The 12,833-nt window shown below is 67.0% G+C and carries 12 protein-coding genes and 2 tRNA genes; 6 read left to right on the plus strand and 8 right to left on the minus strand.

Translation table 11 applies throughout. From position 1 onward, the window contains the following. Window positions 1-84: 84 nt before the first annotated feature. The 5 genes from pheT to J5837_RS10305 all read left to right on the plus strand — a co-directional run bounded on the left by pheT (window position 85) and on the right by J5837_RS10305 (window position 4,543). Window positions 85-2,463 (plus strand): phenylalanine--tRNA ligase subunit beta, encoded by a 2,379-nt coding sequence (pheT, locus tag J5837_RS10285; protein WP_210536656.1) that lies wholly within the window; start codon window positions 85-87, stop codon window positions 2,461-2,463. A gap of 37 nt (window positions 2,464-2,500) precedes the next feature. Beyond that, window positions 2,501-2,818, plus strand: coding sequence for an integration host factor subunit alpha (locus tag J5837_RS10290; RefSeq protein ID WP_210536657.1), 318 nt, complete (start codon window positions 2,501-2,503; stop codon window positions 2,816-2,818). After that, window positions 2,811-3,167, plus strand: coding sequence for a MerR family transcriptional regulator (locus J5837_RS10295; RefSeq protein ID WP_210536658.1), 357 nt, complete (start codon window positions 2,811-2,813; stop codon window positions 3,165-3,167). Before J5837_RS10290 ends, J5837_RS10295 begins: the two co-directional genes overlap by 8 nt. Window positions 3,168-3,246: 79 nt before the next feature. Further along, window positions 3,247-3,323 (plus strand) — tRNA-Pro (locus tag J5837_RS10300). A gap of 194 nt (window positions 3,324-3,517) precedes the next feature. After that, the gene (locus tag J5837_RS10305) at window positions 3,518-4,543 is read left to right on the plus strand and encodes a TraB/GumN family protein (protein WP_210536659.1); all 1,026 of its coding nucleotides are present in this window, start codon (window positions 3,518-3,520) and stop codon (window positions 4,541-4,543) included. 13 nt (window positions 4,544-4,556) lie between these two features. Here J5837_RS10305 and dxs read toward each other — a convergent pair whose 3' ends face one another. From dxs to J5837_RS10335, 6 genes are all read right to left on the minus strand, one after another. After that, on the minus strand, window positions 4,557-6,461 hold the full coding sequence (gene dxs, locus J5837_RS10310) for a 1-deoxy-D-xylulose-5-phosphate synthase (protein WP_210536660.1): 1,905 nt from the start codon (window positions 6,459-6,461) through the stop codon (window positions 4,557-4,559). Between the two features lie 204 nt (window positions 6,462-6,665). After that, the gene (locus tag J5837_RS10315) at window positions 6,666-7,277 is read right to left on the minus strand and encodes an HNH endonuclease (RefSeq protein WP_244755858.1); all 612 of its coding nucleotides are present in this window, start codon (window positions 7,275-7,277) and stop codon (window positions 6,666-6,668) included. A gap of 135 nt (window positions 7,278-7,412) precedes the next feature. Beyond that, window positions 7,413-8,267: an NAD-dependent protein deacetylase gene (locus J5837_RS10320; protein WP_210536662.1), complete on the minus strand. Its 855-nt coding sequence runs from the start codon at window positions 8,265-8,267 to the stop codon at window positions 7,413-7,415. Window positions 8,268-8,320: 53 nt separating this feature from the next. Then, a complete protein-coding gene (locus J5837_RS10325) occupies window positions 8,321-10,111 on the minus strand; it encodes an acyl-CoA dehydrogenase C-terminal domain-containing protein (RefSeq protein ID WP_210536663.1) in 1,791 nt (596 codons plus the stop codon). Window positions 10,112-10,190: 79 nt separating this feature from the next. Then, window positions 10,191-10,670, minus strand: a complete 480-nt coding sequence (locus J5837_RS10330; RefSeq protein ID WP_210536664.1) for an LEA/WHy family protein — start codon at window positions 10,668-10,670, stop codon at window positions 10,191-10,193. A 133-nt stretch (window positions 10,671-10,803) separates the two neighbouring features. Continuing rightward, window positions 10,804-10,879 (minus strand) — tRNA-Phe (locus tag J5837_RS10335). Window positions 10,880-11,017: 138 nt separating this feature from the next. Between J5837_RS10335 and J5837_RS10340 the strand changes: the two genes are divergently transcribed. Then, the gene (locus J5837_RS10340) at window positions 11,018-11,473 is read left to right on the plus strand and encodes a DUF6491 family protein (RefSeq protein WP_210536665.1); all 456 of its coding nucleotides are present in this window, start codon (window positions 11,018-11,020) and stop codon (window positions 11,471-11,473) included. A gap of 13 nt (window positions 11,474-11,486) precedes the next feature. Here the strand turns inward: J5837_RS10340 and J5837_RS10345 are convergent, their stop codons facing one another. Together J5837_RS10345 and mutY are read right to left on the minus strand one after the other, a co-directional pair. Beyond that, a complete protein-coding gene (locus J5837_RS10345) occupies window positions 11,487-11,756 on the minus strand; it encodes an oxidative damage protection protein (protein ID WP_210536666.1) in 270 nt (89 codons plus the stop codon). Further along, on the minus strand, window positions 11,753-12,802 hold the full coding sequence (mutY, locus tag J5837_RS10350; RefSeq protein WP_210536667.1) for an A/G-specific adenine glycosylase: 1,050 nt from the start codon (window positions 12,800-12,802) through the stop codon (window positions 11,753-11,755). Before mutY ends, J5837_RS10345 begins: the two co-directional genes overlap by 4 nt. Between the last annotated feature and the right edge of the window lie 31 nt (window positions 12,803-12,833).

Genomic DNA, 12,833 nt, shown 5'->3' on the forward strand with positions numbered 1-12,833 from the left:
GCGTAGGGTGGGCCCCGGCCCACCGTTCCGGAAACCCGATGCATTGCGATGGTGGGCTGGAGCCCACCCTACGGATCACGAACGATGAAATTCTCCGAAAACTGGCTGCGTTCCCACGTGCCGACCACCGCGACGCGCGACGAGCTCGCCGCGACGCTGACGGCGATCGGCCTGGAAGTCGAAGACGTCACCGCGCTGGGCGAATCGCTGGACAAGGTGGTGGTGGCTCGCATCGTGTCCGCCGAAAAACACCCGGAAGCCGACCGCTTGCAGGTGTGCCGGGTCGATGCCGGGCAAGGCGAGCCCTTGCAGATCGTCTGCGGCGCGCCGAACGCGCGCGCCGGCCTGGTCGCGCCGCTGGCGATGGTCGGGGCGAAGTTCGGCGATTTCCAGATCAAGGCGGCCAAGCTGCGCGGGGTGGAATCGAACGGCATGCTGTGCTCGGCCAAGGAACTGGGCATCGATGCCGACGCCTCCGGCCTGCTGGAGCTGCCCGACGACGCGCCGATCGGCACGCCCGTCGCCGAGTACCTCGGCCTGCCCGACGCCAGCATCGAGATCAAGCTGACCCCGAACCGCGCCGATTGCTTCAGCGTGCGCGGCATCGCCTACGACGTGGCCGCCGCCACCGGCAGCGAGGTCGTGCCGTTCGACGCGACGCCGGTGGCGCAGGCGATCGATTCGGAGCTGAAGATCGAGTTGAACGCCGGCGCCGATGCGCCGCGCTATTGCGGCCGCGCGATCGAAGGCGTCGACCCGGCGGCGAAGACGCCGGTATGGATGGCGGAGCGCCTGCGCCGCAGCGGCGTGCGCCCGGTGTCGCTGCTGGTCGACGTCACCCAGTACGTGATGCTGGAACTCGGCCAGCCGATGCACGCGTTCGACCGCGACACCCTGGCCGGTCCGGTCGGCGTGCGCAAGTCGCGCACGGGCGAAAGCGTCAAGCTGCTCGACGGCCGCGAAGCGCAGCTCGACGACGACTTCCTGGTCATCACCGATGCCGACCGCGTGGTGGCGCTGGCGGGGGTGATGGGCGGCTTCGACACCCGCGTCACCGAGGCGACCAGGAACGTGTTCCTCGAGGCCGCGCATTTCGCCCCGGCGGCGATCATCGGCCGCGGCCGCAAGCTGGGCCTGCACACCGACGCTTCGCATCGCTTCGAGCGCGGCGTGGATCCGGAGCTGCCGCGACAGGCGATCGAGGTCGCGACGCGGCTGGTGGTCGGACTGGCCGGCGGCAAACCCGGTCCCGCGACCGAAGCGGTATTGTCCGAGGCGCTGCCGCGCATGGCCGCGATCGCCTTGCGCCGCGCGCGCATCGCCCGCGTGCTGGGCATCGAGATCGCCGACGCCGAAGTCGAGCGCATCCTGCGCGCGCTGGGCATGCAGGTCGCGGCGTCGGCCGATGGCTGGAGCGTCGTCGCGCCGAGCCGTCGCTTCGACATCGCCATCGAGGAAGACCTGATCGAGGAGCTGGCGCGCATCCATGGCTACGAGCGCATTCCGACCACGCTGCCCTCCGGTGCGGCGCGCATCGCCGCGCCCAGCGAAACCCGCGTGGACGACGCCAGCCTGCGCCGCCAGCTGGTCGCGCGCGATTGCCTGGAGACCGTCAACTACGCCTTCGTCGACGCCGGACTGCTGAAGCTGTGGGGCGCCGGGGCGGGCGCAGTGCCGTTGGCCAACCCGCTCAGCGCCGAGCTGGCGGTGATGCGCACCCGGCTGCTGCCGGGCCTGGTATCCGCGCTGCAACGCAACGTCGCCCGTCAGGCGGGGCGGGTGCGTCTGTTCGAACTCGGCAATGTTTTCGCGGCGCCCGCGTCGCATGGCGATGCCCCGCTCGAAACCCTGCGCATCGCCGCCGCGGTCTGCGGCGATGCGCGCGCCGAGCAATGGGGCGAAGCCGCGCGCAAGGTCGATTTCCACGACCTGAAGGGCGACCTCGAGAGTCTTGCCGCGGCCTCCGGCGCGGAGCTGGAGTATCGCCCGTCCGCCGAAGGCTTCGGCCACCCGGGCCGCTCGGCCGACGTCTATCGCGATGGGGTGAAGATCGGCTGGATCGGACAGCTGCACCCGCGCCTGCAACGCGCCCTGGACCTGGACACGGAAGTGGTCGCGTTCGAAGTGGATCTCGCGTCCTTGGCCGCGCGCGCGCTGCCGAAGGCCGCCGAGCTTTCCAGGTTCCCCTCGGTGCGTCGCGACCTGGCCGTACTGGTCGGCGAGCAGGTCGGTTGGGCTGAACTGGCCGCGACGGTCGAGAGGGCCGCGGGGCCGATTTTGCGCGATCTTCACCTGTTCGACCGGTATGTTGGCCGTGGCGTCGAATCGGGTCAAAAGAGCTTGGCTATGGGCTTGATTTTGCAGGACAAATCACGCACCCTGACCGACCGCGACGTGGAAGCGGTAGTCGCGGGGGTGGTCGAGGCCATTGGCCGCGAACATGGCGCGAAGATCCGCGCCTGAGCCCGCCGCGACAGGAAAGAAGGAATAGGGGACGGTGATGGCACTGACCAAGGCGGAAATGTCCGAGCGTCTGTTCGACGAAGTCGGCCTGAACAAGCGCGAGGCGAAGGAATTCGTCGACGCCTATTTCGACGTGCTGCGCGAGGCGCTGGAGCAGGGCCGCCAGGTCAAGCTGTCCGGCTTCGGCAACTTCGACCTGCGCCGCAAGAACCAGCGCCCCGGCCGCAACCCCAAGACCGGCGAGGAGATCCCGATCTCCGCCCGTACCGTGGTCACCTTCCGTCCCGGGCAGAAGCTGAAGGAACGCGTCGAAGCCTTCGCCGGCGCCAACGCCAGCGAGGCCGGACATGCTTGATCCGGGCAGCAACAAGGAACTGCCGCCGATTCCGGCCAAGCGCTACTTCACCATCGGCGAAGTCAGCGAGCTGTGCGACGTCAAGCCGCACGTGCTGCGCTACTGGGAAACCGAGTTCCCCAGCCTGGAGCCGGTCAAGCGCCGCGGCAACCGCCGCTACTACCAGCGCCACGACGTGCTGATGGTGCGGCAGATCCGCGGCCTGCTGTACGAACAGGGCTACACCATCGGCGGCGCGCGCCTGCGCCTGGAGGGCGATGGCGCCCGCCAGGAGTCGGCGTTGAGCAACCAGATCGTCAAGCAGGTGCGGATGGAGCTCGAGGAAATCCTGCACCTGCTGCGGCGTTGAGCCGACGGTCGGGAATGCTTGCGGCAAACCCGCTATAATTCGCGTCCCGCTTCGGCGGGCCTGTCAGTTCCCTCGGAATCGGGGTATAGCGCAGCCTGGTAGCGCACCAGTCTGGGGGACTGGTGGTCGTCGGTTCGAATCCGGCTACCCCGACCATTCCGGGAACGACAAGGTGAACATGAAAAAGCCCGCCTCGCGCGGGCTTTTTCGTGCCGACTTCCGCGTCGTGCTCGCATCGATCCTGACCGGCGGCTTTCCGAAACCCGCGGCTGCATCCGAAAGAACGAAAATTTGATGCTTGCGTTGCGGCGGCTGCGTAAGCTGCGCGCGCCCCAGGGAACGAGGTCGTCATGCGTCTGCAGTGGATCGCGTTGTGCTTGTTGTCGCCGCTCGTCTGTTTCGCCCAATCCCCGCAATCCCCAGACTCGCCGCAACCCGCCGCAGCGACGGACGGCACGCCGGTACGCGACTTGGAGGTGGTGGTCGTGACCGGCGCGCAACCGGGCCCGGGCATGTGGAAAGTATCCAAGGGCGACCATGCGCTGTGGATACTCGGTACCGTGTCGCCCTTACCCAGTGGAATGGACTGGAAATCGAATGAGGTGGTGGCCGTTCTGAAGCAATCCGACGAAGTCCTCGCTGCGCCGGGTCTCGCCGTGGATGCCGACATCGGGGTGTTTCGCGGGCTTCTTCTGCTGCCGTCGGCACTCAAGGCGGGCAAGAACCCGGATGGGAAGACACTGCAGGAAGTGTTGCCGGCCTCCATGTACGAGCGATGGGCGGCAATGAAGCCCCGCTACTTCGGTCGCGACAAGGGCATCGAGAAAAGGCGCCCGCTATTGGTCGCCAACGAGCTCTATGCCCAAGCCAACCGGCGGGCTGGATTGGGCCGGAAACCGGTCATCTCCCCGGTGATCAACGGGGTGCTCAAGGAGCGGAGCATGAAGCTGACGCCCACGACTCTCAAGATCCGGATAGAGGATCCAAAGGCGGCCATCGAGGAATTCAGCCGGGAGAACGTCAACGACCTGGATTGTTTTCGCACTGCGCTGGACCGCGTCGAAAGGGACATGCCGGCGCTGGTTGCGCGTGCCAATGCCTGGGCTACCGGCGATATCGAAGCGTTGCGTGCATTGCCGGTCGAGAACCAGCAAAGGGTATGTACGAAGGCGTTCGTCGGAGGCGAGTATGCGAAGAAGCGCGGCATCATCGATGTCGAGGCTCGCATCCGGGCCAAATGGCTGGAAGTCGCCGAAGCCGCATTGGCGAAGAACAAGACGACGTTCGCGACTTTAGAGATGTCCGACGTGTTGACGGCGGATGGCTATCTGGCTGCGCTGCAGGCCAAGGGCTACACGGTCGAAGCGCCCGAGTAACTGGCGTCGGTCTTCAGCCCGCCGCGCTGCGCGGCTCGGTCGCCGCCAGTTGCGGCCAGCGCTTGAGGATCGACGCACGGATGCCATCGGCGTCGATGCCGGCTTCGGCCAGCAGCTGTTCGCGGCTGGCGTGGTGCTGGAACGCATCGGGCAGGCCCAGGTGCAGCACCGGCAGGGCGATGCCTTCGGCGCTGAGCAGTTCGGCGACGCCGGAGCCCGCGCCGCCGGCGATCACGTTGTCCTCGACGGTGACGAAGCCGTCGTGGGCCTTTGCCAGTTCGAGCACCAAGGCGCGATCCAGCGGCTTGACGAAGCGCATGTTGACGAGAGTCAGGTCGAAGTCGCGGGCGACCTGTTCGGCGGCGGCTACGGTCGAACCGAATGCGAGCACGGCAACGCGCGAACCGCGCTGGCGAAGTTCCGCCTTGCCGATCGGCAGCGTTTCCAGCGATGCGTCGACCGCGACGCCAGGACCGGTGCCGCGCGGATAGCGCACCGCGGCCGGACCTTCGAAACGGAAACCGGTGCTGAGCATCTGCCGGCATTCGTTCTCGTCCGCCGGCGCCATCACGACCATGTTCGGCACGCAACGCAGGTAGCTGAGGTCGAGGTTGCCCGCGTGCGTCGCGCCGTCCGGGCCGACCACGCCGCCGCGATCGATGGCGAACAGCACGTCGAGGTTCTGGATGGCGACGTCGTGCACGAGCTGGTCGTAGCCGCGCTGCAGGAAGGTCGAATAGATCGCGACGACAGGCTTGGCGCCTTCGCAGGCCATGCCCGCGGCCAGCGTGACCGCGTGCTGTTCGGCGATGGCCACGTCGAAATAGCGCTGCGGGTATTCCTTGCTGAAGCGCACCAGGCCGGAGCCTTCGCGCATCGCCGGGGTGATTCCAAGCAAGGTCGGATCGGCGGCGGCCATGTCGCACAGCCAGTCGCCGAACACGTCGGTGTAGGTCGGCTTCTTCGCCCCGGCCTTGGCGACCAATCCCTTCTCCGGATCGAACGGGCCGACCGCGTGATAGCCGATCTGGTCGCCTTCGGCCAGTTCGTAGCCCTTGCCCTTGGTGGTGATGATGTGCAGCAGCTGCGGGCCCTTGAGGCCCTTCAGCATCTTCAGTGTCTTCACCAGCGCATCGATGTCGTGGCCGTCGATCGGGCCGGTGTAGTGGAAGCCCATTTCCTCGAACAGCGTGGACGGCACGAACATGCCCTTCCAGTGTTCTTCCCAACGCTTCATGAAACGCGCAGGCGGCTTGCGCTTGTCGCCGAGCAGCTTCTTGCCGCCCTCGCGGATCGCGTTCAGCGTGCGGCTGCCGGTCATGCGGCCGAGCATCTTGGTCAGTCCGCCCACGTTCTCCGAGATCGACATCTGGTTGTCGTTGAGGATCACCAGCAGGTTCGGCTCGTCTTCCATGCCGCCGGCGTGCATCAAAGCTTCGAAGGCCATGCCGCCCGTCATCGCGCCGTCGCCGATCACTGCCACGACCTTGCGATCGTCGCCGGCGCGCGCATTCGCGATCGCCATGCCCAGCGCGGCGGAAATCGATGTGGACGAATGGCCGACGCCGAAGGTGTCGTATTCGCTTTCCTCGCGCTTCGGGAACGGAGCGACGCCTCCAGCCTGTTTGACCGTATGGATGCGGTCGCGCCGGCCGGTGAGGATCTTGTGAGGATAGGTCTGGTGGCCGACGTCCCAGACCAGACGGTCGACCGGCGTGTCGTACAGCCAGTGCAGGGCCACGGTCAGCTCGATCACGCCCAGGCCGGCGCCGAAATGACCACCGACGCGCGCGACCTGTTCGATCAGGTAGGCACGCAGTTCCTCGGCGATGGGGGGCAGTTCGGCCTCATCGAACCCGCGTAGGTCGGCAGGCGTGTCGATGCGCGAGAGGCGCGGATAGCGGGCGGGATCGATCATCGTGGCGGCAGCTGGCCCGTTGCCGGGCTTGGACCCGTATTTTCCTCCCGTGCGAAGGGTGGGGCAAGTTGACGGGTGCCGGGGGATCACCCCCTTTGAAAAAGGGAGCAGGCGTTCGCGTAGCGAACGACGGGGGGATTTGCGTGGAACGCCAGAAAAGCAAATTCCCCTCGGCCCCCTCTTCCAAAGAGGGAGGCAGAGCGATCAGACGATGCTGCGCGGGCGCTTCTTCGGCAGATGAGCCTTCAGGAACGCCATCTGGTCGGCCAGGATGTTGCGGTTGGACAGGATCAGGTGCTCGATCCAGCTCGGCCGGTACGGTACCGCGAGCAACGGCATGTTGGCCTGTTGCGGGGTGCGGTTGCTCTTGCGCGAATTGCAGTGGAAGCAGGCGCTGACAACGTTCTCCCAGATGTCCTTGCCGCCCTTGGACAGGGGCATGACGTGATCGCGGGTCAGGTGCGGGCGGGTGAATTCATTGCCGCAGTACAGGCACAGGTGCGCGTCGCGGGCGAACAGCGCGGTGTTGGTCAGCGTGGGCGTGGGCGACAGTGCATGCGCGCGTGCCTGGCCGCGCGAGGCGACGATCGGATGCAGGTCGATGACGCTCTGTTCGCCGCTGAGCCGGCTGGTGCCGCCATGCACGCGCAGGCAGGGATCGCCGAGAGTCCACGCCACTGCGCCGCGCGCGTACAGGCAGGCGGCGTCCTGCCAGTTGATCCAGTCGAGCACGCGGCCGTGTGCGTCCAGCGACAGCAGTCGCGGCGCGAAACGGGACACGGTGGAAGACGCTGCGGCGACCGGGTCGAGAGTCATTCCGGCAAGCGCCGGCCCGGTATCGTCCAAGTGAAGCTGAGCGGGGTCTGCTTCCATGGGGAAAACAGCTTATACCCGAATGCTTACATTTTGTGAATCGCAGGCCCTGAATCTGGCGGCGATTCGACGCCCGCGTCAGCCCGTGGCCGACAAGACCGGCGCCGGGCCCTCAAGCAGGAATGCCAACGCTTCCGCTCCGCTCGTCTCGAGCTTCAGCGAAAGCAGTTCGTCGGCGCGGGTGCGGCCCAGGTTGATCGCGGCGACCGGCAAGCCGTCGCGTGCAGCGGCCCGGACGAAGCGGAAACCGGACCAGACCATCAGCGAGGAACCGACCACCAGCACGGCATCGGATCGCGACAGGCGGAGGTTTGCGTCGACCACGCGTTCGCGCGGCACGTTCTCGCCGAAAAACACCACGTCCGGCTTCAGCAGGCCGCCGCAGGTCGCGCAGGCGGGCACATCGAACGAGGCGAAGTCGCGGCCTTCCAGGTCGGCGTCGCCGTCCGGGGCGATGCCCGCGTCGAGTCCGACCCAGCCGGGGTTGCGCGCGAGCAGTTCGCGCTGGAAATCCTCGCGCGGCGTGCGCGCTTCGCAACCCAGGCAGCGCACGGCATCGAGACGCCCGTGCAGGTCGATCACGCGCCGGCTGCCGGCGGCCTGGTGCAGGCCGTCGACGTTCTGGGTCAACAGCAGTTCGATCTTGCCTTTCGCTTCCAGCGCAGCCAGTGCGCGATGCACGGCGTTGGGGCGTGCGCGCCGGAAATACGACCAGCCGATCAGGCTGCGCGCCCAGTAGCGTCGGCGCGTCGTGTCGTCGCCGGTGAACGCCTGGAAAGTCACCGGCGGCGTGCGTTTCCATTCGCCGTTGGCGTCGCGGTAATCGGGAATGCCGGAGCCGGTGCTGACGCCGGCGCCAGTGATCACGAACAGGCGGGCATGGCCTTCGATGAAGGCGCGGACCGAGTCGAGGTCGGTGTTTATCGCTTGCATGTAGCGGATTGTGCCTTCCCTCTCCCCGTCGATGGGAGAGGGAAGATCAACGGTCAATCGCCGAAGCGCTCCGCGTCCATCGCCATCAAGGGCTCGGCACCGGCTTCGATCGCCGCCTTGTGCGCCAGCGTGCGCGGCAATATGCGGGCGAAGTAGAAACGCGCGGTTTCCAGCTTGGCCTGCTTGAACGCTGCGCTTTGCGACGAAGCGTTCGCTGCGGCGACGCTGCGCGCCCACCAGTAGGCCAGCACGACGTAGCCGGAGTAGAACAGGTAGTCGGTGCTGGCGGCGCCGAGCTCTTCCGGGTTCTTGGCCGCGCGCTGCAGGATGCCGGTGGTCAGTTGCGCCCATTCCGCGGCCTTGGCCTGCAGCGGTCCGACGAACTCGGCCAGCGCCGCGTCGCCTTCATGCTGCTTCACGAACGCGTCGACCATGCCGAGGAACAGCTTCAACCCCGCGCCTTGCGATACCGCGGTCTTGCGCCCGATCAGGTCCAGCGACTGGATGCCGGTGGTGCCTTCGTACAGCGTGGTGATGCGGGCGTCGCGGGCCAGCTGTTCCATGCCGTGCTCGGCGATGTAGCCATGGCCGCCGAAGCACTGCAGCGCGTTGTAGGTATTCTCGATGCTCCATTCGGTCTGGCAGGCCTTGGCGATCGGGGTCAGGAAACCGACCAGCGTGTCGGCCTGTTCGCGCACCGCCGCATCGGTGGCGTGGTGCGCAGCATCGAGTTGCGAATAGGCGTGCAGGGAGAGCAGGCGGCCGCCTTCGACCAGCGACTTGATCGACAGCAGCATGCGCCGCACGTCGGGGTGGACGATGATCGGGTCGGCGGGCTTGTCGGGGAATTTCGGGCCGGACAGCGAACGCGTCTGCAATCGTTCGCGCGCGTAGTGCAGCGCGTTCTGGTACGCGCGCTCGCTCAGGCCCAGGCCCTGCAAGCCGACGCCGAGGCGCGCCGAGTTCATCATCACGAACATCGCCTGCAGGCCCTTGTGCGCCTCGCCGACCAGCCAGCCCTGCGCGCCGTCGAAGTTCATCACGCAGGTGACCGAACCGTGGATGCCCATCTTGTGCTCGATGGAACCGCAACGCAGCGCGTTGCGTTCGCCCATGGCGCCGTCCTTGCCGACCTTGAACTTCGGCGTGACGAACAGCGAGATGCCCTTCGGCCCCGGCGGTGCGTCCGGCAGGCGCGCCAGCACCAGGTGGACGATGTTCGGCGCTAGGTCGTGCTCGCCGCAGGTGATGAAGATCTTGGTGCCGGTGATCGAATGGCTGCCGTCGCCATTGGGCTCGGCGCGGGTCTTCAGCAGGCCGAGGTCGGTGCCGGCATGCGGCTCGGTCAGGCACATGGTGCCGGTCCAGCGACCCTCGACCAGTGGGCGCAGGAACGCCTCCTTCTGCCAGTCCTCGCCGTAGCGGTTCAACGCCTCGATCGCCCCGTGCGACAGCATCGGGAAATTGCCCCAGGCCAGATTGGCCGCGTCGACCATCTCGGTCAGCGCCGCGCCGAGCACTTCCGGCATGCCCTGGCCGCCGAACTCCGGCGCGTTGGTCAGGCCGGTCCAGCCGCCTTCGACGAACTGGTCGAAGGCCTGCTTGAAACCGGGCGGGGCGGTGACGTCGCCGGTGTCCTTGTCGAACTTGCAGCCGATCTGGTCGCCGATCGCGTTGAGCGGCGCCAGCACGGCTTCGGTGAAGCGGGCGGCCTCGTCCAGCACCGCGTCGACGATGTCGCGGCTGGCTTCGGCATAGCCGAGTTCGGCGAATTGCTTTTCCACGCCCAAGACGTCGTACAGGGCGAAACGGAGATCGGCGAGGGGGGCTTTGTAGGTGCTCATGGCTGGAGTCCGGCGGGGCTTCGCCTAGGATACTCCAGCGTATGGTCGTGGCTTGTTGCGCTGCAGCAGTGATGCGAGCTCAGCGCAGGACGCCCTGCAGGCCCGGCATCGGGCTGAGCGTGTTGCGGGAGTCCACGTCGAAGCTGCGCGACTTGGCGTCCTCGGGTACCGCGCTCATCGTGCCCTTCAGGGTGTAGCCGACCGTTCGGCGGCCGGCCAGCGCATCGGCCACCGCCAGCTTGGCTGCGAGTGCGGGAGCGAAGGCCACGCTGACCACGTCGGCCGATTCCGGACCGATCGAAATGGCGGGTGAAGCCTGCAACTCGCCCGCCGGCTGGTCGGCGACGGTCAAGGCCAGCTTCGCGTTGTCGAAGCGCATCGGGATGCTGCTGTAGTTCTGCAGGCGCAGGTCCACCTTCCAGCTGCCGTCCGCATTGACCGTGAGTTGCTGGATGCTGGCCGCCGGCGGCGATATCCGCCGGACCGGGCCGCTGCTGCATGCAGCCAGCAAGGCCAGTGCGCCCAGCCACAGGGCGCTGCGAACGATGCGAAGGTTCATGCCGGTCCTCGAATCCCGTGGAGGGGCAAGCATAGCGCCTGCGGGCTGGCAGGCGACTGAGCCCAGGCCGGGACACCCGAATGGCAGAAAAGACGAAGGCCCACGCAAAGCGCGGGCCTTCGTCGGTGATGCATGGTGGCCGGGGAGGGAATCGAACCCCCGACACAGGGATTTTCAATCCCTTGCTCTACCAACTGAGCTACCCGGCCGGGGCCGCGCATGATACGGGCGTGCCGCGGTTACGGCAAGCCGCACGCGGGCTGAACGCTCCGTGGGCGGGGGACTTGGCAGGGTAAACGGCTGGCGCATCATGGCGTTAACAAGGCGTCTGACATTCGGAGGCTTCCATGAAAACCCTGAAAACGAGTTTCCTGCTGCTGGCCCTGGGCGTCGCGCTGGGTGGCTGCGCATCGAACCTGAGCAGCAGCGAAAAGCTGGCCATCTACCAGGCGCACGCCGGTGCGCCGGTAAAGGATTTCCGCTATTTCAGCAGCATCAGCTGGACGCCGCTCGGCGACCAGGCGCTGGCGGTATGGACCAAGCCGAACGAGGCATGGCTGCTTGACCTGACCGGGCGCTGCATCGACCTCGACTATGCGCCGGCGATCAGCCTCAGCAACATGTTCGGCCGGGTGTCGGCGAAGTTCGATTCCGTGCGGGTAATAGGCGGGGCGAATTCGCATTTCCGCATCCCATGCCGCATCGACACGATCCGCCCGCTGGACGTGAAGGCGCTGAAGGCGGCGGAAAAGGAACTGCGCGAAGCCAAGATCGTCGAGCGCGAAGCGGAAAAGACCGGTTGACCCGGCCTGCGGATCAGCCTTCCGGCACGTAGCCGGAAGGCTTGTCGGCGCCGCCGCCGAACAGGAATTTCCGCATCTCGCCTTCGAGGAAGGCGCGATGCTTGGGGTCGCGCGGCGACAGCCGGTTTTCGTTGATCAGCATGGTCTGGTGCGCCAGCCATGCCGCCCACGCGGCCTTGCCGATGTGCGCGAACACGCGCTGGCCCAGTTCGCCCGGGTAGGGCACGAAGTCCAGGCCCTCAGCGTCCTTCTTTTCGTATTCGCAGAAAACGGTGCGGCTCATCGGCTGTCCAGCAGTTTGCGGATCGGCGCGGGGATGCCAAGCGAAGCCAACGCGTCGCGCGCGACCCAGCGCAGGTCGTCATTGTCGCGCACGGCGTCGCGCGGGGCGAGCGCGCGCCAATGCAGCGGGTGCAGGCGCAGGCGGTAATGGGTGAATGCATGCGGCACTTCGGCCAGCGCTTCGCCGTGGTCGTAGTCGCCGCGCAGGTGCGCGTCGAACCATTGCCGTGCGGCGGCATGGTCCGCGGCTTCGGGCAGCGACCACAGCGCGGCCCAGATTCCGGTCGGCGGACGTCGTTGCAACAGCACCTCGCCGGCCGCATTTTCGGCCACCAGCACGATCGCGCTGCGTTCCGGCAGTGGCTTGCCGGGCTTCGGCGTCGGCAACTCGTCGGTGCGTCCCTCGCGTAGGGCAACACAATCGGATTGCAGCGGGCACAGCACGCAGGCAGGGTCGTGGCGGGTGCACAGCGTCGCGCCGAAATCCATCTGCGCCTGCGTGTAGTCGGCCATGCGCGAATCGGGCAGATGCGACTCGGCCAGCGTCCACATGCGTTTCTCGATGGCCGGCAGGCCGGGAAATCCTTCGACGCCGTGGAAGCGCGCCAGCACGCGCTTGACGTTGCCATCGAGGATCGGGAAGCGCTCGCCCCAAGCCTGCGCGAGGATCGCGCCGGCGGTGCTGCGGCCGATGCCGGGCAGGGCGAGCAGGGCATCGAAGTCGCGTGGGAGTTCGCCACCGTGCAGTTCGAGGCAACGTTTCGCCGCGGCATGCAGGTTGCGGGCGCGGGCGTAGTAGCCCAGGCCGGCCCAGTGCGCCATCACCTCGTCGGTGGAGGCGTCCGCCAGCGCAGCGATGGTCGGGAAGGCTTCGACGAAACGCACGAAATACGGGGTCACCGTCGCCACCTGCGTCTGCTGCAGCATCACTTCCGATAGCCACACGCGGTACGGGGTGCGTGGATGCTGCCACGGCAGGTCGTGGCGACCGTTCTGGTCGAACCACGCCAGCAGGCGAGAGGAGAAGGTGTCGGAAACTGCCATCATGTCCGGTGTGGGAGCGACGTAAGTCGCGAAC

The sequence above is a fragment of the Pseudoxanthomonas helianthi genome (assembly GCF_017939625.1).
GTDB classification, from domain to species: Bacteria; Pseudomonadota; Gammaproteobacteria; order Xanthomonadales; family Xanthomonadaceae; genus Pseudoxanthomonas_A; species Pseudoxanthomonas_A helianthi.

Bases quoted from the DNA above. Each gene is read 5' to 3' on its own strand.
- J5837_RS10340 (WP_210536665.1), top strand. From the start codon at position 11,018: ATGAAAACCCTGAAAACGAGTTTCCTGCTGCTGGCCCTGGGCGTCGCG.
- J5837_RS10320 (WP_210536662.1), bottom strand. From the start codon at position 8,267: ATGCAAGCGATAAACACCGACCTCGACTCGGTCCGCGCCTTCATCGAA.
- J5837_RS10295 (WP_210536658.1), top strand. From the start codon at position 2,811: ATGCTTGATCCGGGCAGCAACAAGGAACTGCCGCCGATTCCGGCCAAG.
- pheT (WP_210536656.1), top strand. From the start codon at position 85: ATGAAATTCTCCGAAAACTGGCTGCGTTCCCACGTGCCGACCACCGCG.
- J5837_RS10345 (WP_210536666.1), bottom strand. From the start codon at position 11,756: ATGAGCCGCACCGTTTTCTGCGAATACGAAAAGAAGGACGCTGAGGGC.
- J5837_RS10325 (WP_210536663.1), bottom strand. From the start codon at position 10,111: ATGAGCACCTACAAAGCCCCCCTCGCCGATCTCCGTTTCGCCCTGTAC.
- J5837_RS10290 (WP_210536657.1), top strand. From the start codon at position 2,501: ATGGCACTGACCAAGGCGGAAATGTCCGAGCGTCTGTTCGACGAAGTC.
- dxs (WP_210536660.1), bottom strand. From the start codon at position 6,461: ATGATCGATCCCGCCCGCTATCCGCGCCTCTCGCGCATCGACACGCCT.
- mutY (WP_210536667.1), bottom strand. From the start codon at position 12,802: ATGATGGCAGTTTCCGACACCTTCTCCTCTCGCCTGCTGGCGTGGTTC.
- J5837_RS10315 (WP_244755858.1), bottom strand. From the start codon at position 7,277: ATGACTCTCGACCCGGTCGCCGCAGCGTCTTCCACCGTGTCCCGTTTC.
- J5837_RS10330 (WP_210536664.1), bottom strand. From the start codon at position 10,670: ATGAACCTTCGCATCGTTCGCAGCGCCCTGTGGCTGGGCGCACTGGCC.
- J5837_RS10305 (WP_210536659.1), top strand. From the start codon at position 3,518: ATGCGTCTGCAGTGGATCGCGTTGTGCTTGTTGTCGCCGCTCGTCTGT.